The sequence below is a fragment of the Burkholderia sp. BCC1998 genome, from assembly GCF_905339875.1.
Taxonomy (GTDB): Bacteria; Pseudomonadota; Gammaproteobacteria; order Burkholderiales; family Burkholderiaceae; genus Burkholderia.
This window is the reverse complement of the sequence record NZ_CAJPHE010000007.1, coordinates 269,892-290,650: the sequence shown is the minus strand read 5'-3', so window position 1 is coordinate 290,650 and position 20,759 is coordinate 269,892. Positions and strand designations below refer to the sequence as shown.

The following is a 20,759-nucleotide window of genomic DNA, read 5'->3' as shown; positions in this document are numbered from 1 at the left end:
TCAGCACCCCGCGGGCATCGCGAATCAGCGCGCAACCGCTTCCGTGTTCCGCACGCTGCCCAGAAACCGCGTCAGCTCCACCGTCTGCGGCCGCTCGAAAATCTCTTCGGCCGTCCCGCTCTCCCACACCCTGCCCTGGTGCATGAACACGATCCGGTCGCTCACCGCCCGCGCGAAGTTCATCTCGTGGGTGACCATGATCAACGTCATGTCCTCGCGCGCAAGCTGCGCGACGACGCCCAGCACCTCGCCGACGAGCTCGGGATCGAGCGCGGACGTGATCTCGTCGCACAGCAGCACGCTCGGCTTCATCGCGAGCGCACGCGCGATCGCGACGCGCTGCTGCTGACCGCCCGACAGCTGTTCCGGAAACGCGTCGAACTTGTCGCCGAGGCCGACGCGCTCGAGCATCAGTTCCGCGATCGCGCGCGCCTGCTGGCGATGCGACTTTTTCACGACCGACTGCGCGAGCATCACGTTCTGCCCGGCGCTCAGGTGCGGAAACAGGTTGTACTGCTGGAACACCATGCCGACCTTCAGCCGCAGCGCACGCAGGTCCGCGTGCCGCGCATCGACGCGTTCGCCGTCGATCGAGATCGTGCCCGCGTCGATGCTCTCGAGTCCGTTGAGCGTGCGCAGCAGCGTGCTCTTGCCCGAGCCGCTGCGGCCGATGATCGAGACGACCTGCCCGCGCTCGACGGAGAAATCGATGCCCTTGAGCACATGATGGGTGCCGAAGTTCTTTTCGAGACCACGGGTTTCAACGAGCGGCATGCCATCTCCTTTGCAACGTGCGCGCATAACGGGTAAGCGGATAACAGAGCGCGAAATAGATCAGCGCGACGAGGCCGTACACGACGAACGGCCGGAACGTCGCGTTCGAGATCGCGATGCCGACCTTCGTCAGCTCGGTGAAGCCGATGATCGACACGAGTGCCGTATCCTTCACGGCCTGCACGCCGAAGCCGACCGTCGGTGCGATCGCGATGCGCGCGGCCTGCGGCAGGATCACGTGACGCAACTGCTCGACGTAGCTCATGGCCAGGCTCGCCGACGCCTCCCACTGCCCTTTCGGCACCGCCTCGACGCAGCCGCGCCAGATTTCCGCGAGATACGCGCTGGTGAAGAACGTGAGCCCTGCGGTGGCCGCGATCCACGGCGGCACGTCGAGCCCGACGAGCGGCAGGCCGAAGAACACGATGAACAGTTGCATCAGCAACGGAGTGCCCTGGAATATCTCGATGTACAGCTTCGCGATGCCGCGCAGCAGCGTGAAGCTCGACACGCGCATCACGAGCAGCCCGAGGCCGACGACGCCGCCGGACAGGAACGACACGATCGACAGTACGATCGTCCAGCGCGCGGCCAGCAGCAGGTTCGCGAGAATCTGCCCGAACGTGAAGTCGATCATCGCGCACCTCGCACGCGACGGGAGAACAGGCGGCGCCCCATCGAGCCGAGCGTGGCACGCAGCAGCAGCGCCATCGCCAGATACGCGAGCGCGATGACGAAGTACGTCTCGAACGCGCGGAAGTTGCGCGACTGAATGTAGCCGGCCGCATAGGTCAGGTCGGCCACCGAGATCTGCGACACGACCGCCGAGCCGAGCATCGTGATCACGATCTGGCTCGACAGCGCCGGAAACACCTTGGCGAGCGCCTGCGGCAGCACGACGTGGCGCAGCATCTGCGCGCGCGACATCGCAAGCGCGGACGCCGCCTCCAGATGCCCTTTCGGGACGGCGGCGACGCCCGCGCGCACGATCTCGACCGAGTACGCGCCGAGATTGAGCGTCATCGCGAGGATCGCGGCCGTGTATTCGTCGATGTGCACGCCGAGCGCCGGCAAGCCGAAGAAGATGAAGAACAGCTGGACGACGAACGGCGTGTTGCGGATCGCCTCGACGTACGCGCCGATCAGCGGGCGCAGCCGCACGGCCGCGCGCGCGTCGGCGCTGTACGCGGCCGCGCCGAGCACGCCGAGCGCCACGCCGAGCACGGTCGCGACCGCGGTGAGCGCGAGCGTGATCGCCGCGCCGCTCGCGAACACGCCGGCGTATTCGGCGAGCTCGCCGAATTGAAGCTGGTAGCTCATGACGATGGAGTAAAGTCGGGTTCGGACAACGACACCCGCCGCGCCGGCGGTGCCGGCCGCGGCGATGTATCAGGCGACACTGCGATTCGTCACAGTCCGGCCGGCAACGGCTGGCCGAGCCACTTCTTCGACATCGCGCCCAGCGTGCCGTCCTGCTTCGCATGGGCGATCGTGTCGTCGATCTTCGCGAGCAGGCGCGGTTCGTTCTTGTTGACGCCGACGAAGCACGGCGAATTCTTGATCACGAACTTGACCTCGGGCCGGCGCGGCGGATTCTTCGCGAGAATCGCCGCCGCGACGATGTTGCCGGCCGCGATCAATTGCACCTGCCCCGACAGGAACGCCTGGATCGTCGCGTTGTTGTCCTCGAAGCGCTTGATCGTCGCGTTCGGTGCGAGCTGCGACAGCGCGATCTCCTCGAGCGCGCCGCGGGTGGCGCCGACCGTCTTGCCGTTCAGGTCGGCGGGCGCGCTCACCTTCACGTCGGCCGGCCCGAACACGCCCTGGAAATACGGTGCGTACGCGCTAGAGAAGTCGATGACCTTCTCGCGCTCCGGCGTCCTGCCGAGCGACGAGATCACCATGTCGACCTTGTTGGTCGTCAGGTACGGAATCCGGTTCGCACTGTTCACGGGCACGAGCTTCAGTTTCACGCCGAGCGACTTGGCGAGGAGTTCGGCCATGTCGATGTCGTAGCCCTGCGGCTGCATGTCCGTGCCGACCGAGCCGAACGGCGGATAGTCTTCGGGCACCGCGACGCGCAGCGCGCCGTTTTTCGCGATGGTGTCGAGCGCGTCGGCATGCGCCGGCGCAGCGGCGAACAGCGCCATCACGGGGGCGGCGATCAGCGCAGCCAGCCAGGTGCGTCGGGGGAACGGTCGAGTCGTCGGGCTCACGGTGAATCTTCCTTGTCTGGTATGTCGTAGGGCAGCGCGCAACCGTTGCGCGGCCGCGGGTACTCCAGCAAAAACCGGGCCACCGGTGTGAAACGCTTGCCGTACCGGCAGTCGACGGAAATTCCGGCGCACCACATTCCCCATTTCGGTGCGTGGGCCGGTACCGGCGCCAGCGGCTGCCCTCGCAGCGCGCGCCGGCGCACCAAATTACCTAACCGGTTCATTCCGCGAAGCGGGGCCGGCGGTGCATGGGGCGCATGCCGGTTACTGGGCATTGATCGGGCACGCGCGTCAAGCGAGCGGCCCCTCGAAACGCATCCCCGCCCAAGTGACACAGATCAAGGGGAAACCCGGTAATCGTCGGATATAAGTGAATCCGAAGCGGCGACGCCCCGCGGGCGGCGCCATCCCGAATTCCCGCATTTCCGTATTCGACGAGGCATTCCATGCGCGCTGCCGCGCCTCCCGTTCGCTGTCATCCTGCCGTCGTGCGGCGCATGCGTGCCATTGCGCTGGCGGCGGGCATCGGGCTGCTGTCGGGCTGCCTGTCGCTTGCGCCACCGGACGAGCGTCCCGCCGCACCGATTCCCGCGTCCTTTCCGGAGCCGTCCGCCGACGCGACACCCGCGGCGCCCGTGCCCGACTGGCAGGCTTACTTCGTCGACCCGCGCCTGCGCGCACTGATCGGCCAGGCGTTCGCCGACAACCGGGATCTGCGCGCGGCGGTTGCCCGCGTCGAGCAGGCGCGCGCGGTGTACGGCATCCGCGGCGCGGATCAATGGCCGACCATCGGTGCGGGCGCGGCCTACGCGCGGTTTCGCACGCCGGGCGGCTTTCTCGCTCCGGCGCCCGTCATCGGCCAGGTCTATCAAGTCCAGCTGGCCGAGACGCAATGGGAGATCGATTTCTGGGGCCGCGTGCGCAACCTGAAGGAAGCAGCGCTTCAGCGCTACCTCGCGAGCGACGCGGCCAGGCAGGCGGTGACGCTGAGCGTCGTCACCGGTGTCGCGGACGCGTATCTGACCCTGTGCGAGATCGACGAACGCATCGCGCTGACCCGCGCGACGATCGACACCCGCCGCGAATCGCTGCGGATTTTCCGGCTTCGTCACGCGGCCGGCGCGATCTCGCGCCTCGATCTCACGCAATCGGAGATCCTGCTGCAGCAGGCGGAATCGCTCGGCGTGCAGTTGCAGCAGGCCCGCGCGACGGCGGCCGATGCGCTGGCGTTGCTCGTCGGTGCGCCACCGGCGCTGGGCGCCACGCCGCTCGCGCTCGACGACGGCGCGGTGCTGCCGTCGCTAACCCCCGGCCTGCCCTCCTCGCTGCTGACCTGGCGCCCGGACGTGATCGCGGCGGAGCGCGAACTGCAGGCGAGCCGCGCGAACATCGGCGCGGCGCGCGCGGCATTCTTTCCGCGCATCGCGTTGACGAGTGCGATCGGGTCGGGAAGCAGCGCGCTGCACGACCTGCTGTCGTCGGGGTCCGGCGTGTGGTCGGTGATTCCCAACGTCACGCTGCCGCTCGTCGACGGCGGCCGCAACCGGTCGAATCTCGCACTGGCGCGCGCCCAACGCGAAGAAGCGCTCGCCCGCTACGAGCAGACGCTGCAGCGCGCGTTCCGCGACGTGTCGGATGCGCTCGCCGCGCGCCATTGGCTCGCCGACCAGGTCGCCATCGAGCGCGCCACGCTGGCGTCGCAGGCCGAGCGGGCGCGCCTCGCGAAGCTGCGCTACGACAGCGGGGCAACCCGCTTCCTCGAGGTGCTCGATGCGCAGCGGGACCTGATGAACGCCGAGCAGCAGCTGGTCACGACCCGTCGTGCGCTGCTGTCGAGCCGCGTCGCGCTGTACGGCGCGCTCGGCGGCGGCGTGATCGACACCGGCAAGACTGCCGCGGCAACGGCGCCCCTTTCGACAGACTCGGACAACACACCATGAAAACCATCCCGCGCCCTCTTCTGATCGGTGCCGGTGCGGCCGTGCTTGCGATCGGCCTCGCGTATTACGGGTGGACGCGCTGGCACGACGGCCAGGCGGACGCGGGGCTCGTCAGCGGCAACGGCCGCATCGAGGCGACCGAAATCGACGTCGCGACCAAGCTGCCGGGGCGCGTCACCGCGATGCTCGTCGACGAAGGCGACTTCGTGACGGCCGGCCAGCCGCTCGCACGCATGGACGTCGTCGTCCTGCAGGCGCAGCTCGACGAGGCACGGGCGCGCGAGCAGCAGGCGGTGAACACCGCGGCGAGCATCGACGCGCAGGTCGCGCAGCGCCGCAGCGACAAGGCCGCGGCCGTCGTCGTGCAGCGGGAAAGCGAGCTGGACGCGGCCACGCGGCGGCTCGCGCGGTCCGAAACGCTGTCGCGCGACGGCGCGTCGTCGATGCAGGAACTGGACGACGATCGCGCGCGCGCCGGCAGCCTGCGCGCGACCGTGAACGCCGCGCGGGCCCAGGTGCAAGCCGCTCAGGCCGCGATCGACGCCACGCAGGCCCAGCTCGTCGCGGCGCGCTCGGCCGTGACGGCCGCGCAGGCGACCGTGGCACGCGTGCGGGCCGACCTCTCGGACAGCGAACTGACCTCGCCGCGCGACGGGCGCGTCCAGTACCGGATCGCCGAGTCGGGCGAAGTCCTGCCGGCAGGCGGCAAGGTGCTCAACGTCGTCGACCTGTCCGACGTGTACATGACGTTCTTCCTGCCCGAAGCGGTCGTCGGCCGGGTCCCGCTCGGCGCCGACGTGCGGATCGTGCTCGATGCGGCACCGGAATACGTGATTCCGGCCCGCGTGTCCTACGTGTCGAGCACCGCGCAGTTCACGCCGAAGACGGTCGAAACGGCCACCGAGCGGCAGAAGCTGATGTTCCGGGTGAAGGCACGCATCGATCGCGACCTGTTGCAGCGCCACCTGAAGCTCGTCAAGACCGGGTTGCCGGGCGTGGCGTGGCTGAAGACCGACCCGCACGCGGGCTGGCCGGATCGTCTCGCGATCAGGGTGCCGCAATGAAGGCGGCGCCGCCCGTCGAGACGGATGCCGGCGCGACCGGCGCTGCGCCGGTGTCGGCCGATCCGGGCTGGGTCGCACGGCTGTCCGGCGTCTCGCTGCGCTACGGCGACAAGGCCGCGCTCGACGACGTGACGCTCGATATCCCGGCCGGCCGCATGATCGGGCTGATCGGGCCGGACGGCGTCGGCAAGTCGAGCCTGCTCGCGCTCGTTTCCGGCGCGCGCGCGATCCAGCAGGGCCGCGTATGGACGCTCGACGGCGACCTGTCGTCGCGCCGCCATCGCGCGCGCGTGTGCCGGCGCATCGCCTACATGCCGCAAGGCCTCGGCCGCAACCTGTACGCGACGCTGTCGGTCGAGGAAAACCTGCAGTTCTTCGCGAGACTGTTCGGCCACGATGCGGCGGAGCGGCGCCGACGGATCGACGCGCTGACGCGCAGCACCGGGCTGCAGCCGTTCCTGGACCGCCCGGCCGGCAAGCTGTCCGGCGGCATGAAGCAGAAGCTCGGCCTGTGCTGCGCGTTGATCCACGATCCCGACCTGCTGATCCTGGACGAGCCGACGACCGGCGTCGATCCGTTGTCGCGCGCGCAGTTCTGGGAGCTGATCGGCCGCATTCGGGCGGCCCGCCCGGCGATGAGCGTGCTGGTCGCCACCGCGTACATGGACGAGGCCCGGCGTTTCGACCGGCTGATCGCGATGGACGCCGGCCGCGTGCTGGCAACCGGCAGCCCCGGCGAGCTGCTCGAGCGCACCGGTTGCGACACGCTGGAAGCCGCGTTCATCGCGCTGCTCCCGGAGGCGCGCCGGCACGGACACCAGCCGGTCGTGATCGCGCCGTTCGAGGCCGATCGGGCGGCCGGCTACGCGATCGAGGCGGACGGGCTGACGATGCGGTTCGGCGATTTCGTCGCGGTCGACCACGTGAGCCTGCAGATCCGCCGCGGCGAAATCTTCGGCTTTCTCGGCTCCAACGGCTGTGGCAAGTCGACGACCATGAAGATGCTCACCGGCCTGCTGCCCGCATCCGAAGGCACCGCAACGCTGTGCGGCCGGCCGGTCGCCGCGAACGACATCGACACGCGCCGGCGCGTCGGCTACATGTCGCAAGGGTTTTCGCTCTACGGCGAACTGACCGTCCGGCAGAACCTCGTGCTGCACGCGCGCCTGTTCGGCGTGCCGGAGGCGGACGTGCCCGCGCGCGTGACTGAAATGGTCGCGCGCTTCGGGCTGGCCGACGCCCTCGACGCGCTGCCCGAGCGCCTGCCGCTCGGCATGCGGCAGCGGCTCTCGCTCGCGGTGGCGATGGTGCACAAGCCCGAGCTGCTGATCCTGGACGAACCGACGTCGGGCGTGGATCCGGTCGCGCGGGACGACTTCTGGCGGCTGATGATCGAGCTCGCGCGCAACGATCGCGTCACCATCTTCATTTCGACGCACTTCATGAACGAGGCCGCGCGCTGCGACCGCATCTCGCTGATGCATGCGGGCCGCGTGCTCGCGAGCGCCGCGCCCGACGAACTGGTGCGCCTGCGCGGCGCCGCCACGCTCGAGGACGCGTTCATCGGCTACCTGAGCGACGCGCAGAAAGCGGATGGCGCGGACGGTGCGCCGGCCGATGCGCGGTCCGACGCCGGCTGGCTCGCCGCGCCGCCCGCGGCGGCCGGCGCCGGTCGTGCGGCGGCATGGTTCAGCCCGGCGCGCGCCGGCAGCTATCTGTGGCGCGAAGTGCTGGAGCTGCGACGCGACCCGTTGCGCGCGACGCTGGCGCTGTTCGGCTCGCTCGTGCTGATGTGCGTGATCAGCATCGGGATCAGTCTCGACGTCGACAACCTGACGTTCGCGGTGCTCGACCGCGATCAGTCGATCCTGAGCCAGGACTATGCGCAGAACCTCGCCGGTTCCCGCTACTTCGTGCCGCGCGCGCCGCTCGCGGACGACCGCGACATCGAGCGCCGCATGCGCAACGGCCAGCTGTCGCTCGCGCTCGAGATCCCGCCCGGTTTCGCGCGCGACGTCGCGCGCGGCCGCCGCGTGGAGATCGGCGCATGGGTCGACGGCGCGATGCCGATGCGCGCGGAGACGATCCGCGGCTACGTGGCCGGCATGCACGAAAACTGGCTGCGCGACCAGGCGAAGCGCCGGCTCGGCGTGTCGCTCGCGCCGGCCGTCGACATCGCGATCCGCTATCGCTACAACCCGGACGTCAAGAGCCTGCCGGCCATGATTCCCGCGATCATGCCGATGCTGCTGCTGATGCTGCCCGCGATGCTGACGGCGCTCGCCGTCGTGCGGGAACGGGAGCTCGGGTCGATCGTCAACCTGTACGTGACGCCCGTCACGCGGGCCGAATTCCTGCTCGGCAAGCAGGCGCCGTACGTGATGCTGGCCATGCTGAACTTCCTGCTGATGGTCGTGCTCGCCGACCTCGTGTTCGGCGTGCGGATCAAGGGTAGTTTCGCGACGCTGGCGGCCGCGGTGCTCATATTCAATGTCGTAGCCACCGGCATCGGGCTGTTCGCGTCGACGTTTACCCGCAGCCAGATCGCCGCGATCTTCATGACGATCGTCGGCACGCTGATTCCCGTCGTGCAGTTCTCGGGCCTGCTCACGCCGCTGTCGTCGCTCGAGGGCAGCGGCAAGTGGGTCGGCACCGTCTATCCGGCCACCTACATGCTCGCGATCAGCCGCGGCGTCTACAACAAGGCGCTCGGGCTGGCCGACCTGTCGTCCCAGTTCTGGCCGATGCTCGCGGCCGCGCCGGTCATCCTGGTCATGACCGGCGTGCTGCTGCGCAAGCAGGAGCGTTGACCATGTCGCGCCTGCTCGTCATTTTCCGGCTCGGCGTCAAGGAACTGTGGAGCCTCGCCCGCGACCCGATCCTGCTCGCGCTGATCGTCTACACGTTCAGCGCGTCGATCTACGTCGCGGCCACCGCGCGCCCGGAAACGCTGCACAAGGTGCCGATCGCGATCGTCGACGAGGATGCGTCGCCGCTGTCGGCGCGCATCGCGGCGGCGTTCTTCCCGCCGCAGTTCGCGCCGCCCCCGCTCGTCGACGCCGGCGCGGCCGATCGCGGGCTCGACAACGGCGACTACACGTTCTCGCTCGACATTCCGCCCGACTTCCAGCGCGACGTGCTCGCCGGCCGTCACGCGACGGTCCAACTGAACGTCGATGCGACCCGCATGACGCAGGCGTTCACCGGCGGCGGTTACGTCCAGCAGATCGTGTCGGGCGAGATCGATGCGTTCGTGCGGCGCCAGCGCGGCACGTCCTTGCCGCCCGTCGATCTCGCGATGCGGATGCGCTTCAACCCGAATCTCGACGAAGTCTGGTTCGGCGCGCTGATGGAACTGATCAACAACGTGACGATGCTGTCGATGATCCTCACCGGCGCCGCGCTGATTCGCGAGCGCGAGCACGGCACGATCGAGCATCTGCTCGTCATGCCGGTGACCGCGGCGGAAATCATGCTCGCGAAGGTCTGGTCGATGGGGCTCGTCGTCGCGGCGGCGGCCGTCGCGTCGCTGACGTTCGTCGTGGGCGGCGCGCTGCACGTGCCGATTCCGGGATCCGTGCCGCTGTTCGTGGCCGGCATGGCGCTGCACCTGTTCGCGACGACGTCGATGGGGATCTTTCTCGCGACGCTCGTGCGCAGCATGCCGCAGTTCGGCATGCTGCTCGTCCTCGTGCTGCTGCCGCTGCAATTGTTGTCGGGCGGCCTGACGCCGCGCGAAAGCATGCCGCCCGTCGTGCAGGACATCATGCTGGCCGCGCCGACCACGCATTTCGTCGAACTCGCGCAACGCATCCTGTATCGCGGTGCCGGGTTCGATGCGGTGTGGGCCCAGTTCGCGGCGCTGTTCGCGATCGGTTGCGTGCTGTTCCTGCTGTCGCTGACGCGCTTCCGCAAGACGATTGGTCAGATGACTTGAGCGGCGCGTCGATTCCGTGATGCCGGGATTCGTCGGTTGATACAGATCAATCGCGCCGGCGCGCGGCACGCGATCATGGCACATGTCTTGCGCAACCGATGGCATGCGCCGACGGCAACGCCGTCCACGGCGGCCGCTTCCCGGGAGAACGTCATGATGGGCCTGCGATACCGAAACGCGTTCGCGACGCTCTGCGTATTCATCGCGCTCGCGTCGCTGCTGGGCGTCGTGCATGCGATGCTGATCGACGAGCGGGTCGTGCCGTACGCGATCGTTGCGCTGGTGTCGGGCATCGTGGCGTTCGTCGCGCAGCTGGATCCGGCGCCGTCCGGGGGCTAGCGGCACCGCCCGGACGCATTGCATTCGGGGTATCGCAAGCGGCATCTTACGCGTCGCGTTCGAGCCGTTCGTCATCGGAATCCCGCCATTCGTGATTTCGGTCAACCGCCGCGCGCGCGTTCGGGATGTAATCGACTTACTGTTCCGTCGACTCCCGGGGAGGCAACCCATGAAACTGACTTTTCTCGGTGCGACCGAAACCGTGACCGGCTCGAAATATCTGCTCGAGCACGGCGGCCGGCGCGTCCTGGTCGATTGCGGCCTGTTCCAGGGGACCAAGAACCTGCGGCTGCGCAACTGGCGCGCGCTGCCGTTCGCGCCCGACACGCTGGACGCGGTCGTGCTCACGCACGCGCATCTCGATCACACCGGCTATCTCCCGGTGCTGGCGCGCGAAGGCTATCGCGGGCCGGTGTACTGCACGGCGGCCACGGCCGAACTCTGCGACATCATGCTGCGCGACAGCGCGCGGCTGCAGGAGGAGGAAGCCGACTTCGCGAACCGGCACGGTTATTCGAAGCATCATCCCGCGCAACCGCTCTACACGCTGGACGACGCGCAGCGCGCGCTGCGCCTGCTGCAACCCGTCGCGTTCGACGAATGCACCGCGCTGGGCGGCAACCTGTCGTTCCGCCTGCTGCCGGCCGGGCACATCCTCGGCGCGGCGAGCGTCGTGATGCACTGGGACCACAAGGTGCTCGCGTTCTCCGGCGATCTCGGCCGGTATCACGACCCGATCATGCAACCGCCGCGCCCGCCCGCGCATGCCGACTACCTGGTGGTCGAATCGACGTACGGCGACCGGCTGCATCCGGCGTCGGATCCCGAAAACGAGCTGGCCGGGATGTTCGACAAGACCTTCGCGCGCGGCGGGGTCGTCGTGATGCCTTGCTTCACCGTCGGCCGCGCGCAGGAGATCCTGCACTACATCGCGCGGCTGAAGGCGGCCGGCCGCATGGCGCGCGTCCCGGTGTTCGTCGACAGCCCGATGGCGACGGACGTGACCGAAATCTATCGCCACCATATCCTCGAACACCGGCTGACGGCCTCCGAAGCGAATGCGCTCGGCCACGCGGCCACGATGATCCGCTCGGTCGAGCAGTCCAAGGCGATCGCCGAACACCACGGCCCGATGGTCATCATCGCCGGCAGCGGGATGGCGACCGGCGGGCGCGTGCTGCATCACCTGAGCCGCCATGCGCCCGACGCGCGCAACACGATCGCGCTGGTCGGCTACCAGGCCGCCGGCACGCGCGGCGCGGCGCTCGCCGCGCACGAGCCGACGCTGAAGATTCACGGCGAGTACGTGCGCGTGCGCGCGCAGGTCGAGTCGATCACGACGCTGTCGGCCCATGCCGACTACGAAGAGATCCTGAAGTGGCTCGGCACGATGCAGGGCGCGCCCGTGCGGACCTTCGTCACGCATGGCGAACCCGCTGCCGCGGATGCGATGCGCCGGCGCATCTCGGAGCGCCTGCATTGGCCGTGCGAGGTGCCGACCTACGAGCAGTGCGTCGATCTGGACGCGATTGAATCAAACAACACGCAGGAACCCACCGCGCTGTCGTCCTGACTGCCGGCGCAGCGCCGGCCGCGCGTGACGGGCGGCGGAAGCACCCGGTTTCCGCCACGCGCGGCCCGGCATTCAGCCGATTTCGATGATGACCTTCAGCGCGTGGGTCTGCGCGGCGCGCCCGAACGTGTCGTACGCGCTTTCCACGTCGTCGAGCGAGAACCGGTGCGTGATCAGGCGCGCCGGATCGAGGCGCCCGGCGCCTACCGTCTTCAGCAGCATCGGCGTGCTGACCGTGTCGACGAGCCGCGTCGTGATCGAGATGTTGCGATCCCACAGCTTCTCGAGGTGCAGATCGGCCTTGACGCCGTGCACGCCGACGTTCGCGACGACCCCGCCAGGCGCCACGAGCGCCGTGCACATCTCGAACGTCGCCGGAATGCCGACCGCTTCGATCGCGCAGTCCACGCCCACGCCGTCGGTCAGCTTCATCACTTGCGCGACCGGGTCGACGCCGTGGCCGTCGATGCAGTCGGTCGCGCCGAAGCGCCGCGCGACCTCGAGCCGGTTGCCGTCCGGGTCGATCATGATGATCCGCGCGGGCGAATAGAACTGCGCGGTCAGCAGCGCCGCCAGCCCGATCGGCCCCGCGCCGACGATCGCGACCGAGCAGCCCGGCTGCACCTTGCCGTTCAGCACGCCGCATTCGAATCCGGTCGGCAGGATGTCGGACAGCATCACGAGCGCGTCCTCGTCCGCGCCGGCCGGAATCCGGTACAGGCTGGTCGGCGCATGCGGGATGCGCACGAACTCGGCCTGCGTGCCGTCGATCCGGTTGCCGAGGATCCAGCCGCCGGTCGTGCAATGCGAATACAGTCCGCGACGGCAATACTCGCAGCGTCCGCACGACGAGATGCACGAAATCAGCACGTGGTCGCCCGGCTTCAGCGAATCGACCGCCGCGCCGACCTGCTCGACGATGCCCACGCCTTCATGGCCGAGAACGCGGCCCGGTTCGCACGTCGGCACGTCGCCCTTGAGGATGTGCAGATCGGTGCCGCAGATCGTCGTGCGCGTCACGCGGACGATCGCGTCGGTGGGCGACTGCAGTTCCGGTTTGGGCCGCCGTTCGAGCGCCTTGCGCCCGGGGCCGTGGTACACGAGTGCTTTCATCGCAATTCCTCCATCGAAAGGGGGGCCTGTTCAGGCATCGGGGCGGCGTCATGCCGGACTTGCGCCAGCAACACCGCGAGCGCGCAGGACGCGACCCGGACGGCGACGCCGTCGGCGCGGCTCGTCAGCACGATCGGCACGCGCGCGCCCACGACGACGCCCGCATTCGCGGCGCCGCCCAGGTATTCGAGCTGTTTCGCGAGCATGTTGCCCGCTTCGATATCGGGCACGACGAGGATGTCGGCACGGCCGGCAACCGGCGAGTCGATCCCCTTCTCGCGCGCGGCTCGCTGCGATATCGCGTTGTCGAACGCGAGCGGGCCGTCGACGACCGCCCCCGTGATCTGCCCGCGCTCGGCCATCTTCGCGAGGGCCGCCGCGTCGAGCGTCGAACGCATCGCCGGATTGACGGTCTCGACCGCGCACAGCACCGCGACGAGCGGGCGCGCGACGCCCAGCGCATGCGCGACGTCGATCGCGTTCTGCGTGATGGCCGCCTTCTGCGCGAGATCCGGTGCGATGTTCACCGCGGCATCGGTCAGGATGAACGGCCGCGGATACGCCGGCGCCTCGATCAGGAAGCAGTGAGACATGCGCTTGTCGGTGCGCAGGCCCGATTCCGCGGCGACGACGGCCCCCATCAGCTCGTCCGTGTGCAGGCTGCCCTTCATCAGCGCGCCGGCGCGGCCCGACGCCGCGAGTGCCACCGCGCGGGCCGCCGCCGCGTGGCTGTGGGGAACGTCCTCGATCGTCCATTTCGCGAGATCGACGCCCGCTTCGCTCGCCACGCGCAACACCTTCGCGCGCGGCGCGACGATCAGTGGTTCGATCGATGCGCCCAGCGGCGACGCATCGAGCGCGGCAAGCGCGACGAGGCTGGCCGTGTCGCACGGATGCACGACGGCCACCGTCAGCGGCGGCGCATGGCGCGCACGCGCGATCAGGGCGGGCAGTTCGCCGTCCGCGCGCGGCAACAGGCCGGGCAGGCACGCGCCGGCGGACGGATCCGGATGCAGGTTCAGGTTCATGTTCAGGTCTCCAGCACGTAGCTGCCGGGCGCCGCGCCGAAGCCGGCGGCCGGCACGCGTGCGGGCACCTCGCCCGACGAATGCGCGTGCAGCCAGTCGCGCCAGCACGTCCACCACGATCCGTCGAGCGCGGGCGTTTCGCTCACGAAGTCGCGCCGGTTGCGGTAAGGCGCGCCGGGCTCGCGCGTCGCGCAGCGATAGTGGCGTCCCGGATGGCCGGGTTCGGACACGATCCCGGCATTGTGGCCGCCGGAGGTCAGCACGAACGTCAGCGCGTGGTGCGTGAGCAGATGGAGCTTGTAGACGGAATGCCAGGGCGACACGTGATCGCGCTCGGTCCCGACCACGAATGTCGGCACGTCGATATCCGACAGCGCGACCGGCCGCCCGTCGACGCAGTAGCGGCCGGCCGCGAGATCGTTGTCGAGAAAGAGGCGCGTCAGGTATTCCGTATGCATCCGGTACGGCATGCGCGTGGTGTCCTCGTTCCACGACATCAGGTCGTTCGGCTTCGTGCGCGTGCCGAGCAGGTATTCGCTCATCATGCGCGACCAGATCAGGTCGCGCGCGTTCAGCAACTGGAACGCGGCGGACATCTGCGCGCCGTCCAGGTAGCCCTGCCGCCACATCAGCGCATCGAGCGCGGACAGTTCGCTCGCGTCGATGAAGAGGCCGAGTTCGCCGGGTTCGCTGAAATCGGTCTGGGCCGCGAGCAACGTGACGGAGCGCAACGCCTCGTGCTGCCGCCCGTCGCGCGCGAGCGCCGCCGCGCCGATCGCCAGCAGCGTGCCGCCGAGGCAGTAGCCGACCGCGTGGACCGCTTCGCCGCAGATCGAGCGGGCCGCGTCGAGCGCCGCCATGCACCCGTCGCGCAGATAATCGTCGAGCCCGAGCTCGCGCGCTTCCGCACCTGGATTGCGCCACGACACCGCAAACACCGTGTAGCCGGCATCGACCAGGAAGCGGATCAGCGAATCGTGCGGCTGCAGGTCGAGGATGTAGTACTTCATGATCCACGACGGCACGATCAGGATCGGCTCGCGTGCCACGCCGGCCGTCGTCGGGTCGTATTGCAGCAGCTCGCACAACGCGTTGCGCCAGACGACGCGGCCCGGCGTGATCGCCACGTCGCGCCCCGGCAAATAGGTGCGCGTGTCGCGGGCCCGCGTGCCGCGCGCGCGTTCGAGCAGCGCGTTCGCGTCTTCCAGCCAGTGCCGCCAGCCTGCCGCGAGATTCGCGCCGCCGCTGCGCATCGTCGCGTCGAGCACGACCGGGTTGGTCGCGAGGAAATTGCCCGGCGAGCATGCGTCGAGCCACTGTCGCGCGGCGAATCCGACCAGCTCCTCGTGGTGCCGTTCGACGCCCGGCACGCCGCGCGTCGCGTCGCGCCACCAGCGCTGGATCGACAGGAAGCCGTCGCGGTACGCGCGAAACGGCCATCCGGACCACGCGGGCGCGGCGAAGCGCGCATCGGCCTGCCCGGCGTGCACGGCCAGGCCGCCCGCGCCGGCATCGTCGGCCTCGCCCTCGCCTTCGCCTTCCCGGATGGCCGCGGGTGCCACGGCAGCCAGCCACGCCTGCGTCGCAAGCTCGTAGCATTTTCCCGGCGACACGGCCAGATGCGCGCCCCAGTCGAGCGTGGCCAGCGCGAGCGACACGGGCGACAGCCCGAAGGTCATCGCGGCCACGTTCGCATGCGCGGCGCGGTTCCATTGTTCGGCGGGCGACAGCCGGACCGGCGTGCATCCGGCCGAACTCGACGCCGGTGCGTTCGTAGCCGTTGGCCGCATCGACTCGTGCTCGATCGGCATGCGCATGACGGACGCGTTCATCGCATGTGCATGCCGCCGTTGACATCGAATTCCGCGCCGGTCGCGAACGCCCCCGCGTCGGAACACAGGAACGCGACGAGCTCGGCGATCTCGCCGGGATTGCCGAGGCGGCCGACCGGAATCTGCGGCAGGATCTTCGCGTCGAGCACGTCCTTCGGCACCGTCTCGAGCATCGCGGTCGCCAGATAGCCGGGGGCCACCGTGTTGACCGTCACGCCGTGGCGCGCGAGCTCGAGCGCCAGCGCCTTCGTGAAGCCGTGGATGCCGGCCTTCGCGGCCGCGTAGTTCGCCTGCCCGTATGCGCCGCGCGAACCGTTCACCGAGCCGATGTTCACGATCCGCCCGAAGCCCGCCTCGATCATGCCCGGCACGAACGGCTTCGTCATGTTGAACATGCCGTCGAGGTTGGTGCGCAGCACCGCGTCCCACATGCTCTTGGTCATCTTCACGAAGGTGGCGTCCTGCGTGACGCCGGCGTTGTTGACGAGCACGTCGACGCGCCCGAACTCGGCCAGCACGCGTGCCGCGCAGTGCTGGCACGAATCGTAGTCGGCGACGTCGACCTCGAACGCGTGGAACGTCCTGCCCGCCTCGCGTTCGTGCGTGAGCCACGTCGCGACGTGGTCGTTGCGCTCCGTATGCGACACCGCCACCGTCATGCCTGCATCGTGCAGGCGACGGCTGATCGCGGCGCCGAGGCCCCCCATGCCGCCCGTGACGAACGCGACCCGGTCAGCGCACATGGTCGTTCTCCTGCGCGCCGGTCGTGCCGTTCAGGCGGCGGGCGGCAACCGGCGCCCCGTCGTTCGCGTCCTCGATCCCGCGCTCCAGCGCCGTCATCCAGTCGGCCCACGGCATGCTGGCTTCGTTGACCACGGCCAGTCGCCCAAGGTCGGGCAGCCAGTCGGTCTGATAACGCGACATCGCGCCCGCGCCGTATTCGCGCAACCAGGTGCGCCATGCGCCGGCGTTCTCGTATTGCGCACGCATGAACAGCTCGGCGGCATCCTGCCAGATCGCGACGCTCGCGATCGCGTAGTCGCGCATCACCTGCCGGGTCGCCTCGCCGAAGGCCGGCCACTCGTTCGTGTCAGCCAGCGCCTGCTGCAGGTGGCGAACCGCGGCGCGGTCCCGCTCGACGCGCCGCCCTGCCAGCGCATGCCATTCATGCTGACAGTCGCTATTCAGCGCGACCATGCGCAGCGCGAGATCGCAGCCCGCGCGGCAAGCGTCGTTCGGTGTCGTCAAAGCGTACGTACTCATCGGCGTCCCTCGTTCGATCCGGTCAATGGGTTGGCATCGCGCCTCGTGCCGCCTGCCCGGGATCGGCATCGCGACCGCTTCACTGTGCGGGCATCGCGCAGGGGAGCCGTTGATCTGAGTCAAGTACGCGGAAACCCTGCTCCGTAGACTGGATTGCACTGGCGGTTCCCCCGTCGATGGAGCGATTCCGATGAGCTGCAAGAGCATGGTCGTGCACCTCGATACGAGCGCCCGCGCGCATTCGCGCCTCGAGTTCGCATTGCGCCTCGCGCGGCGCTTCGGTGCGCACCTGACCGGCCTGTTCGCGGTCTACACGCCGGAGCCGCATTCGTTCTACGTGATGGCCGGGTCCGCCGATTACTTCCGTGAGCGCCGCGAACAGCGCGACGAGCGGCTCGCCGCGCTGGAACGCCTGTTCCACGCCGAGACGGCCCGCGCGAAAGTGCCGGCCGCGTGGGTGCGAGCCGACGAGCGCGCGAACCTGGCCGTGCCGCGCGCCGCACGCCTGGCCGACCTCGTGATCGCGGGCCAGAGCGACCCGAACGATCCCGAGACCTACATCGACGACCAGTTTCCGGAGAACCTCGTGTTGTCCGCCGGCCGCCCGGTGCTGTTCGTGCCGTGCGCGGGCGAATTCCCGTCGGTCGGCGAACGGGTGTTCATCGCGTGGGACGGCAGCCGGGAAGCGGCCCGCGCCGCGCACGACGCGCTGCCCTTTCTCGAACACGCGAAGCGCACGACGGTCGCCGCCGTGGTCGACGGCGCTTCGGAAGCGGCGGCCACGCGCATTCCGGCCGCCGACGCCGCGCTGATGCTGGCGCGCCACGCACGCGACGTGAACGTGCTCGACATCGATGCCGGCGCCGGCCCCGCGGTCGGCGATACGTTGCTGTCGCGCGCGTATGAAACGGGTTCCGACCTCCTCGTGATGGGCGCCTACGGCCATCCGCGCTGGCGCGAGCTGGTGATGGGCGGCGCCACCCGCACGGTGCTGGCGTCGATGACGCTGCCGGTCCTGATGTCGCACTGAGCCGGCCGATGCGTACGCTCGCCCTGCTCGTCGTCAATGCCGGTTCGTCGAGCGTGAAGTTCGCGCTCTTTGCCTGCCCGCCGCACGGCGACCCCGCGCGGCGGCCGCTGCACGAGGGCGAAGCGGTCGCGGCCGGCAACAGCGTGTCGATCCGCTTCGACGCCGAGCCGGACGGTTCGCTGCCGCTCGGCACGGCGGACGATCCCTACCGCGCCGTGCTCGCGCGGATCGCGGCGTGGATCCGCGTGAAGTTGCCGCACGTCACGCTGGGCGCGATCGCGCATCGCGTCGTGCACGGCGGCGCACGCTACGTGGAGCCGACGGTCGTCGACGACGACGTGCTGGACGCGCTGCGCACGCTGACGCCGCTCGCGCCGCTGCATCAGCCGCACAGCCTCGATGCGATCGACGTGCTGCGCGACGCGTTTCCGGACGTCCCGCAGATCGCCGTGTTCGACACGGCGTTTCATCGCACGCTGCCGCGCGTCGAGCAGCTGCTGCCGCTGCCGCATGTATGGTTCGACCAGGGCGTGCGCCGCTACGGATTCCATGGGCTGTCGTACGAATACCTGTCCGTCGCGCTCGACGAGTCGTTCGGCGCCCGTGCGCACGGCCGCGTGATCGCCGCCCATCTCGGCAGCGGCGCGAGCCTGTGCGCGCTGCGCGACTGCCGCAGCGTCGCGACGACCATGGGCTTCTCCGCGCTCGACGGATTGATGATGAGCACCCGCTGCGGAACACTCGATCCCGGTGTCGTCCTGCACCTGCTCGCGGCCGGCAAGCTGTCCGGCGACGAGCTGGGACACATGCTGTATCACGAATCGGGGCTCAAGGGCGTATCGGGCGCGTCGGGCGACCCGCGCGTGCTGCTCGCGCGCGAGGCGGCCGGGGACGAAGCTGCCCGCGATGCGCTGGCGCTGTACGTCCATCGCATCGTGCGCGAGACCGGTGCGCTGACCGCGCTGCTCGGCGGCCTCGACATGCTGGTCTTCACGGCCGGCATCGGCGAACACTCGGCGGTGTTGCGCGAGCGGATCTGCGCGTCGCTCGGCTGGCTCGGCATCGCGCTCGACGCGCGCGCGAATGCCGATCATGCGCACGTCGTGTCGTGCGCGTCGAGTGCGGTCACGGTGGTCGTCGAGCCGACCAACGAGGCGTGGGTCGCGGCGCGCGCCGCGGTGCGCGTGCTGCGCGCCAATCGCGACGCTTGATCCAGATCAGCGCGAGCGGCGCATACGCGCCGATGATGGTTCCATCGGCATCCGTTGAAGGGAAACGTCATGTACTCGAACATTCTGGTCGCGCTCGACGGCAGCGATACGTCGTCCCGCGCACTCGACGCCGCGCTGAACCTCGCGGCGGAGACGGGTGCGCGGCTGACCCCGGTCTACGTCGTCGACTTCCTGGTGCCGGCCTACGACACGTACGGATACGATCCGTCGATCCTGATCGATGCATTCCGCGAGGAAGGACTGCGCGTCACGGATGACGCGGCACGCCGCATGAAAGCGCGCGACGTGGCCGGCACGCCGCAGATCTCCAACGTCGCGCCGGCCGGCGAAGACGTTGCGCACCGGATCGTCGGTCTCGCCGGCGAGATCGGCGCCGACCTGGTCGTGATCGGCACGCATGGCCGGCGCGGGTTCCGGCGCATGTTCCTCGGCAGCGTGGCCGAGCGCGTGCTGCGTCAGGCCACGTGCCCGGTCCTGACGATACCGGCGAGCTGCGCCGTGCAGGCGCCCGCCGAAACCACCGCGGCATCAACCGAAAAGGAGCCGTCATGAGCTACAAGACCCTGCTCGTCCATCTCGACGACAGCGAGCGCTGTGCGACGCGCGTCGACCTCGCGCTCCAGCTCGCGCGACGCTGGAACGCCCATCTGATCGGCCTCTACGTGGTCTGCCAGGACCTCCTGGAGCCGCTGCGGCGGCCGGACGAACCGCTGAAGCTGGCCGTCTACGAACGCCTGTGCGAACAGCGGCGCAAGCAGGCCGAGGAGCGATTCCTCGCGGCCGCCGAGCGCGCGGGGCACAACCAAGTCGAGTGGCAGGCGCCGGCCGGCGAGGCGACCGCCGCCGCGGTCCTGCACGCGCGCCATGCCGATCTGCTGGTACTCGGCCAGGAAGACCCCGACGACCGGCTGACCTACGTCGCACGTCATTTCGTCGAGGACGTCGTGATGGGCAGCGGACGCCCGGCGCTCGTCGTGCCCTACGCGGGCGACGTGCGCACGCTCGGCGAGAACGTGCTGATCGGCTGGGACGGCGGGCGCGAAGCCGCCCGCGCGCTGGCCGACGCGCTGCCGCTGCTCGCCCGCGCGCGCTTCGTCAACGTCGAGACGGTCACCCGCGGGCAACCCGATCCGGACAAGACGCCGGCGGGCGTCGACGTCGCCGCGTATCTCGAACGGCACGGCATTCGCGCGTCGTTCTCGAGCACGCCGCGCGAACGGCCGGTGAGCGTGGGCGCGACGCTGCTGAACCGGGCGACCGACCTGCATGCGGATCTGCTGGTGATGGGCCTGTACAGCCATGCGCGCATGCACGAACGCGTGCTGGGCGGCGCGACGCGCACGATCCTCGAAACGATGACGGTGCCGGTCCTGCTGTCTCACTGAGCGAACGAAAACGGGGCAGCCGCGCGCGGCTGC

General features: G+C 69.5%; 19 protein-coding genes. 10 read left to right on the top strand and 9 right to left on the bottom strand.

The genetic code is table 11. The features are described 5' to 3' along the window. Positions 1–24: 24 nt before the first annotated feature. The 4 genes from U5A56_RS15670 to U5A56_RS15655 all read right to left on the bottom strand — a co-directional run bounded on the left by U5A56_RS15670 (position 25) and on the right by U5A56_RS15655 (position 2,990). The gene (locus U5A56_RS15670; protein WP_044846549.1) at positions 25–774 is read right to left on the bottom strand and encodes an amino acid ABC transporter ATP-binding protein; all 750 of its coding nucleotides are present in this window, start codon (positions 772–774) and stop codon (positions 25–27) included. Continuing rightward, a complete protein-coding gene (locus U5A56_RS15665; RefSeq protein ID WP_321923245.1) occupies positions 761–1,411 on the bottom strand; it encodes an amino acid ABC transporter permease in 651 nt (216 codons plus the stop codon). Before U5A56_RS15665 ends, U5A56_RS15670 begins: the two co-directional genes overlap by 14 nt. Further along, on the bottom strand, positions 1,408–2,094 hold the full coding sequence (locus U5A56_RS15660) for an amino acid ABC transporter permease (RefSeq protein WP_044846547.1): 687 nt from the start codon (positions 2,092–2,094) through the stop codon (positions 1,408–1,410). The genes U5A56_RS15665 and U5A56_RS15660 overlap by 4 nt, the downstream gene beginning before the upstream one ends. Before the next feature lie 89 nt (positions 2,095–2,183). Further along, on the bottom strand, positions 2,184–2,990 hold the full coding sequence (locus U5A56_RS15655; protein ID WP_044846546.1) for a transporter substrate-binding domain-containing protein: 807 nt from the start codon (positions 2,988–2,990) through the stop codon (positions 2,184–2,186). A 446-nt stretch (positions 2,991–3,436) separates the two neighbouring features. On the opposite strand from U5A56_RS15655, the gene U5A56_RS15650 reads away from it, so the two are divergent. The 6 genes from U5A56_RS15650 (at position 3,437) to U5A56_RS15625 (ending at position 11,843) form a co-directional block, all read left to right on the top strand. Beyond that, positions 3,437–4,930, top strand: a complete 1,494-nt coding sequence (locus U5A56_RS15650) for an efflux transporter outer membrane subunit (RefSeq protein WP_415749146.1) — start codon at positions 3,437–3,439, stop codon at positions 4,928–4,930. Further along, entirely contained in the window at positions 4,927–5,994 is a 1,068-nt protein-coding gene (locus U5A56_RS15645; RefSeq protein ID WP_321923241.1) for an HlyD family secretion protein, read from the top strand. The genes U5A56_RS15650 and U5A56_RS15645 overlap by 4 nt, the downstream gene beginning before the upstream one ends. Further along, entirely contained in the window at positions 5,991–8,804 is a 2,814-nt protein-coding gene (gene rbbA / locus U5A56_RS15640; protein ID WP_321923239.1) for a ribosome-associated ATPase/putative transporter RbbA, read from the top strand. The genes U5A56_RS15645 and rbbA overlap by 4 nt, the downstream gene beginning before the upstream one ends. A 2-nt stretch (positions 8,805–8,806) precedes the next feature. Next, on the top strand, positions 8,807–9,931 hold the full coding sequence (locus U5A56_RS15635) for an ABC transporter permease (protein ID WP_124485894.1): 1,125 nt from the start codon (positions 8,807–8,809) through the stop codon (positions 9,929–9,931). Between the two features lie 153 nt (positions 9,932–10,084). Continuing rightward, positions 10,085–10,270, top strand: coding sequence for a DUF2964 family protein (locus U5A56_RS15630; RefSeq protein WP_321923237.1), 186 nt, complete (start codon positions 10,085–10,087; stop codon positions 10,268–10,270). A gap of 169 nt (positions 10,271–10,439) precedes the next feature. Further along, positions 10,440–11,843 (top strand): MBL fold metallo-hydrolase, encoded by a 1,404-nt coding sequence (locus tag U5A56_RS15625; protein ID WP_321923236.1) that lies wholly within the window; start codon positions 10,440–10,442, stop codon positions 11,841–11,843. 72 nt (positions 11,844–11,915) lie between these two features. Here U5A56_RS15625 and U5A56_RS15620 read toward each other — a convergent pair whose 3' ends face one another. From U5A56_RS15620 to U5A56_RS15600, 5 genes are read right to left on the bottom strand one after another with little or no spacing between them, the layout of a single operon-like run. Continuing rightward, positions 11,916–12,956 carry a zinc-dependent alcohol dehydrogenase family protein gene (locus tag U5A56_RS15620; RefSeq protein WP_321923234.1) on the bottom strand — a complete coding sequence of 347 codons (1,041 nt, stop codon included), beginning with the start codon at positions 12,954–12,956 and terminating at the stop codon, positions 11,916–11,918. Continuing rightward, positions 12,953–13,984: a bifunctional enoyl-CoA hydratase/phosphate acetyltransferase gene (locus tag U5A56_RS15615; protein ID WP_321923233.1), complete on the bottom strand. Its 1,032-nt coding sequence runs from the start codon at positions 13,982–13,984 to the stop codon at positions 12,953–12,955. The genes U5A56_RS15620 and U5A56_RS15615 overlap by 4 nt, the downstream gene beginning before the upstream one ends. A gap of 2 nt (positions 13,985–13,986) precedes the next feature. Further along, the gene (locus U5A56_RS15610) at positions 13,987–15,816 is read right to left on the bottom strand and encodes a PHA/PHB synthase family protein (protein ID WP_321923232.1); all 1,830 of its coding nucleotides are present in this window, start codon (positions 15,814–15,816) and stop codon (positions 13,987–13,989) included. Continuing rightward, the gene (locus U5A56_RS15605; RefSeq protein ID WP_321820175.1) at positions 15,813–16,559 is read right to left on the bottom strand and encodes a beta-ketoacyl-ACP reductase; all 747 of its coding nucleotides are present in this window, start codon (positions 16,557–16,559) and stop codon (positions 15,813–15,815) included. The genes U5A56_RS15610 and U5A56_RS15605 overlap by 4 nt, the downstream gene beginning before the upstream one ends. Further along, positions 16,549–17,079: a hypothetical protein gene (locus U5A56_RS15600; protein ID WP_321923230.1), complete on the bottom strand. Its 531-nt coding sequence runs from the start codon at positions 17,077–17,079 to the stop codon at positions 16,549–16,551. The genes U5A56_RS15605 and U5A56_RS15600 overlap by 11 nt, the downstream gene beginning before the upstream one ends. A 190-nt stretch (positions 17,080–17,269) precedes the next feature. Here U5A56_RS15600 and U5A56_RS15595 point away from each other — a divergent pair, with 190 nt between their 5' ends. The 4 genes from U5A56_RS15595 to U5A56_RS15580 all read left to right on the top strand — a co-directional run bounded on the left by U5A56_RS15595 (position 17,270) and on the right by U5A56_RS15580 (position 20,726). After that, entirely contained in the window at positions 17,270–18,109 is an 840-nt protein-coding gene (locus U5A56_RS15595) for a universal stress protein (RefSeq protein ID WP_321923229.1), read from the top strand. Positions 18,110–18,117: 8 nt separating this feature from the next. Further along, complete coding sequence (locus U5A56_RS15590) at positions 18,118–19,320, top strand: acetate/propionate family kinase (protein WP_321923227.1); 1,203 nt, start codon at positions 18,118–18,120, stop codon at positions 19,318–19,320. Positions 19,321–19,389: 69 nt separating this feature from the next. Further along, complete coding sequence (locus U5A56_RS15585; RefSeq protein ID WP_124570383.1) at positions 19,390–19,893, top strand: universal stress protein; 504 nt, start codon at positions 19,390–19,392, stop codon at positions 19,891–19,893. After that, entirely contained in the window at positions 19,890–20,726 is an 837-nt protein-coding gene (locus U5A56_RS15580; protein WP_321923225.1) for a universal stress protein, read from the top strand. Before U5A56_RS15585 ends, U5A56_RS15580 begins: the two co-directional genes overlap by 4 nt. Positions 20,727–20,759 lie beyond the last annotated feature (33 nt).

Excerpts from the sequence above, each read along its gene's own strand:
- U5A56_RS15670 (WP_044846549.1), bottom strand. The coding sequence starts at position 774 with ATGCCGCTCGTTGAAACCCGTGGTCTCGAAAAGAACTTCGGCACCCAT.
- U5A56_RS15665 (WP_321923245.1), bottom strand. The coding sequence starts at position 1,411 with ATGATCGACTTCACGTTCGGGCAGATTCTCGCGAACCTGCTGCTGGCC.
- U5A56_RS15660 (WP_044846547.1), bottom strand. The coding sequence starts at position 2,094 with ATGAGCTACCAGCTTCAATTCGGCGAGCTCGCCGAATACGCCGGCGTG.
- U5A56_RS15650 (WP_415749146.1), top strand. The coding sequence starts at position 3,437 with ATGCGCGCTGCCGCGCCTCCCGTTCGCTGTCATCCTGCCGTCGTGCGG.
- U5A56_RS15645 (WP_321923241.1), top strand. The coding sequence starts at position 4,927 with ATGAAAACCATCCCGCGCCCTCTTCTGATCGGTGCCGGTGCGGCCGTG.
- rbbA (WP_321923239.1), top strand. The coding sequence starts at position 5,991 with ATGAAGGCGGCGCCGCCCGTCGAGACGGATGCCGGCGCGACCGGCGCT.
- U5A56_RS15635 (WP_124485894.1), top strand. The coding sequence starts at position 8,807 with ATGTCGCGCCTGCTCGTCATTTTCCGGCTCGGCGTCAAGGAACTGTGG.
- U5A56_RS15630 (WP_321923237.1), top strand. The coding sequence starts at position 10,085 with ATGATGGGCCTGCGATACCGAAACGCGTTCGCGACGCTCTGCGTATTC.
- U5A56_RS15625 (WP_321923236.1), top strand. The coding sequence starts at position 10,440 with ATGAAACTGACTTTTCTCGGTGCGACCGAAACCGTGACCGGCTCGAAA.
- U5A56_RS15620 (WP_321923234.1), bottom strand. The coding sequence starts at position 12,956 with ATGAAAGCACTCGTGTACCACGGCCCCGGGCGCAAGGCGCTCGAACGG.
- U5A56_RS15615 (WP_321923233.1), bottom strand. The coding sequence starts at position 13,984 with ATGAACCTGAACCTGCATCCGGATCCGTCCGCCGGCGCGTGCCTGCCC.
- U5A56_RS15610 (WP_321923232.1), bottom strand. The coding sequence starts at position 15,816 with ATGAACGCGTCCGTCATGCGCATGCCGATCGAGCACGAGTCGATGCGG.
- U5A56_RS15605 (WP_321820175.1), bottom strand. The coding sequence starts at position 16,559 with ATGTGCGCTGACCGGGTCGCGTTCGTCACGGGCGGCATGGGGGGCCTC.
- U5A56_RS15600 (WP_321923230.1), bottom strand. The coding sequence starts at position 17,079 with ATGAGTACGTACGCTTTGACGACACCGAACGACGCTTGCCGCGCGGGC.
- U5A56_RS15595 (WP_321923229.1), top strand. The coding sequence starts at position 17,270 with ATGAGCTGCAAGAGCATGGTCGTGCACCTCGATACGAGCGCCCGCGCG.
- U5A56_RS15590 (WP_321923227.1), top strand. The coding sequence starts at position 18,118 with ATGCGTACGCTCGCCCTGCTCGTCGTCAATGCCGGTTCGTCGAGCGTG.
- U5A56_RS15585 (WP_124570383.1), top strand. The coding sequence starts at position 19,390 with ATGTACTCGAACATTCTGGTCGCGCTCGACGGCAGCGATACGTCGTCC.
- U5A56_RS15580 (WP_321923225.1), top strand. The coding sequence starts at position 19,890 with ATGAGCTACAAGACCCTGCTCGTCCATCTCGACGACAGCGAGCGCTGT.